Here is a 3695-nt window from a genome sequence, read left to right on the forward strand (position 1 = left end):
GGCCACGGCCCGGCGGCGCGCGGGGACGCGGCGGACCGCCGCGCAGGCCGCCGCGCCGGGGGATCCGCATCCCGTTCCGCCGCCGCGACCCCATGAAGCGGCTGAACGCTGGCCTGCTCGCGGTCGCGTTCGTGCTGTCGCTGTTCGCCGGGCGGCTCGTCCAGCTGCAGACCATCGAGTCGGGCCACTACACCGCGCGGGCGCTGGAGCAGCGGCTCCGCAAGATCGACCTGCCCGCCGTGCGCGGCGACATCACCGACGCGCAGGGCAACCCGCTCGCCATGACGGTCGAGGCGCGGCTGGTCTACGCCGACCCGGGCGTGATCAAGCCGGAGAAGCGGCAGCAGATCGCGAGCGCCCTGGCGCCGATGCTCGGGCTCGACCAGGCCGCCGTCATGAAGCAGCTCGCGCGGACCAACAGCCGGTACGAGGTGCTCGCCCACGGCGTCCGCCCCGACCAGGCGCGCCTGGTGACGGGCATGAAGTTCGTCGGCATCGGCACCTACCCCGAGTACCGGCGCGAGTACCCGAACGACTCGCTCGCCGCCGGCGTCATCGGGTTCGTCAACGCCGAGGGACGCGGCGCCGCCGGGCTGGAGTACTCGCTGAACCGGCAGCTCGCCGGACGAGCCGGATGGCAGCGGATCGAGATCAGCCCGGACGGCCAGCACATCCCGATGGGCGAGGACCAGAAGCGCCCGCCGGTGCCCGGCAAGGGCGTCCGGCTGACCCTGATGCGCGACGTCCAGTACAAGGCGCAGCAGGCGATCGAGGCGCAGGTGAAGGCGACCGGCGCGCGCAGCGGCAGCGTGATCGTGATGGACCCGCGCAACGGCCAGCTGCTCGCGATGGCGTCCGCGCCCGGCTACGACCCCAACGACTACGGCAGGTCCAACTGGCGGCGGTGGGGCAGCCCGCTCGTCCAGGAGGCGTACGAGCCGGGCAGCACCGGCAAGGTCGTGACGGCGGCGGCGGCGCTCGAACGCGGCGGTGTGACGCCCCAGACGCCGTTCACCGTGCCCTACAGCGTCCGCAGGTACGACCGGACGTTCCACGACTCCGAGCAGCACCGCACCGAGCGGCTGACCTTCACCGGCGTGCTGGCCAAGTCCAGCAACGTCGGGACGATCCTGGCCAGCGAGCGCATCGACCAGGACACGCTCTACAAGTTCCTGCGCGACTTCGGGTTCGGGCAGCGGACCGGCGTCGGGCTGCCCGGCGAGACGGCCGGGCAGCTCCGTCCGCCGAGCCAGTGGTCGGGCACCGACCGCTTCCCGATCGCGTTCGGCCAGTCGCTGTCGGTGAACGCGCTGCAGATGGCGAGCGTCTACGCGACGATCGCCAACGGCGGCGTGCGGGTGGCGCCGACCCTGGTCGCCGGCACCACCGGCGACGACGGCGCCTTCACCCCGGCCGCCGCGCCCGCGCAGAAGCGGGTGGTCAGCGCGCGGACGGCGGAGGCGATCCGGGACATGCTGGAGGGCGTCACCACCAAGGACGGCACCGCGCCGAAGGCCCAGATCCCCGGCTACCGGGTGGCGGGCAAGACCGGCACCGCGCAGATCGTCAACCCGAGCACCGGGACCTACGAGGACGGCGGCTACACCGCCTCGTTCGCCGGGTTCGCCCCGGCCGAGGCGCCGCAGCTGGTCGTCCAGGTGGTGCTGCAGCACCCGAGCTCCGGCAGCCACTACGGCGGCGATGTGGCCGCGCCGGTGTTCCGGGACGTGATGAACTTCGCTCTGCAGAGCCGCAAGGTCCCGCCGAGCGGGAGCAGGCCGCCGTCGCTCAAGATCTACGCCGACGACTGAGCGCAGCGAGTACCCTGACCCGCCGTGACCACCGCACCGTTGACCCCGCATACCCGCCGGCATCCGGCTCCGGCCCGCACTGAGAGACACGCCATGCGCCCGACCTCCAACCCGGCCCGCCCGCTGACCGGCCTCGCGTCGACGCTGGGCCTTCCGGCCGCGGACGAGTGGTCCGCGACGACCGTGTCCGGGATCACCCACGACTCGCGCGCGGTGCTGCCCGGCGACGTCTACGCGGCGCTGCCGGGCGCGCGCGCCCACGGTGCGCAGTTCGCCGCCCAGGCCGCCGAGAGGGGCGCCGCGGCGATCCTGACCGACCCGGCGGGCCGCGAGCGGTCCGAGGCGACCGGGCTGCCCGTCCTGGTGGTGGACGAGCCGCGCGCGGTGCTCGGCAGGGCGGCCTCGTGGGTCTACGGCGAGCCGGTGCGCGACCTGACGCTGATCGGCGTGACCGGCACCAGCGGCAAGACGACCACGACGTTCCTGCTGGACGCGGGCCTGCGCGCGGCCGGGATCACCACCGGCCTGATCGGCGGCGTGGAGATCCGGGTCGGCGACGAGACCGTCCCGGGCGAGCTGACGACGCCCGAGTCGACCGACCTGCACGCGCTGTTCGCGATGATGCGCGAGCAGGGCGTGGGCGCGGCCGCGATGGAGGTGTCCAGCCACGCGCTGGAGCAGGCCCGGGTCGGCGGCGCGCGGTACGACGTCGCGATCTTCAACAACCTGTCCCAGGACCACCTGGACTACCACCCGACGATGCGGGACTACTTCCTCGCCAAGGCGAAGCTGTTCACGCCGGGCTACAGCCGCGTCGGCGTGGTGAACCTGGACGACGAGTACGGCCGCGAGCTGCTGTCGATCGCGACCGTCCCGACCACGACGTTCTCGGCGACCGGCGACCCGGCGGCCGACTGGCGCGCGGTGGACGTGCGGATCGGCGCGGACGGCAGCGTCTTCCGCGTCCTCGGCCCGGGCGGCATCGAGGCCGACGCGGCGGTGCAGCTGCCCGGCCCGTTCAACGTGGCCAACGCGCTCGGCGCGATCGTGGCGCTGGTGGAGGCCGGGCTCACGCTGCCGGTGGCGGTGCGCGGGGTCGGGTCGCTGACCGGCGTCCCGGGCCGCCTGGAGCGCGTGGACGAGGGCCAGGAGTACGTCGCGCTGGTGGACTACTCGCACAAGCCCGGCGCGGTCGAAGCCGTCCTGACGTCCCTGCGGAAGGTGACCGAGGGCAGGCTGGTGATCGTGCTCGGCTGCGGCGGCGACCGGGACCGGGGCAAGCGCCCGCTGATGGGCGAGGCCGCCGCGCGGCTGGCCGACATGGCGTATTTCACCGACGACAACCCGAGGTCGGAGGACCCCCTGGCGATCCTCGCCGCTATGGTCGAGGGCGGGCTCAAGGTCCCGCGGTCCGAGCGCGCGCACATCGTGGTCGAACCCGACCGCGCCGCCGCGATCGCGCTGGCGATCGGCCGGGCCCGGCGCGGCGACGTCGTGGTCGTCGCGGGCAAGGGCCACGAGCAGGGCCAGTACGTGGCCGGTGAGGTACATCCGTTCGACGACCGGCGGGTGGTCCGCGCGGCGATCCGCGCGCAGCAGGACCGCGCGCGGGACCGCGAGCGGGGCGCCGGGCGAACCCCGGAGGGGGCCGGCGCGTCGAACGGGCAGGACGTGAGAGGGGACGGGACGCAGGCGTGATCCCACTTCCGCTGTCGAGGATCGCCGAGCTCACCCGCGGCGCCGTGACCGGCCTCCCGCCGGACGGCCCGGAGCCGGTGGTCCGGGGGCCCGTGGTGATCGACTCCCGGGAGGCCGGCCCCGGCGCGCTGTTCGCGGCGCTGCCGGGCGAGCGGGCCGACGGGCACGACTTCGCCCCCGCGGCCC

Annotated in this window: 3 protein-coding genes; all 3 read left to right on the forward strand. The window is 74.5% G+C overall.

What is annotated here, in order from left to right; translation table 11 throughout:
- The first annotated feature begins 92 nt into the window (after positions 1-92).
- The gene (locus tag DZF91_RS26620; RefSeq protein WP_117359921.1) at positions 93-1811 is read left to right on the forward strand and encodes a peptidoglycan D,D-transpeptidase FtsI family protein; all 1719 of its coding nucleotides are present in this window, start codon (positions 93-95) and stop codon (positions 1809-1811) included.
- Positions 1812-1904: 93 nt separating this feature from the next.
- Positions 1905-3509, forward strand: a complete 1605-nt coding sequence (locus DZF91_RS26625; protein ID WP_117359922.1) for a UDP-N-acetylmuramoyl-L-alanyl-D-glutamate--2,6-diaminopimelate ligase — start codon at positions 1905-1907, stop codon at positions 3507-3509.
- Positions 3506-3695, forward strand: a 190-nt coding sequence (locus tag DZF91_RS26630; protein ID WP_235834589.1) for a Mur ligase domain-containing protein, incomplete at its 3' end; no start/stop codon positions are given. The genes DZF91_RS26625 and DZF91_RS26630, both read left to right, overlap by 4 nt.

The sequence above is a fragment of the Actinomadura logoneensis genome (assembly GCF_003428695.1).
Lineage (GTDB): Bacteria > Actinomycetota > Actinomycetes > Streptosporangiales > Streptosporangiaceae > Spirillospora > Spirillospora logoneensis.

What these genes read in the sequence shown, in the direction of transcription:
- DZF91_RS26620 (WP_117359921.1), top strand. Translation starts at nt 93, where the DNA reads ATGAAGCGGCTGAACGCTGGCCTGCTCGCGGTCGCGTTCGTGCTGTCG.
- DZF91_RS26625 (WP_117359922.1), top strand. Translation starts at nt 1,905, where the DNA reads ATGCGCCCGACCTCCAACCCGGCCCGCCCGCTGACCGGCCTCGCGTCG.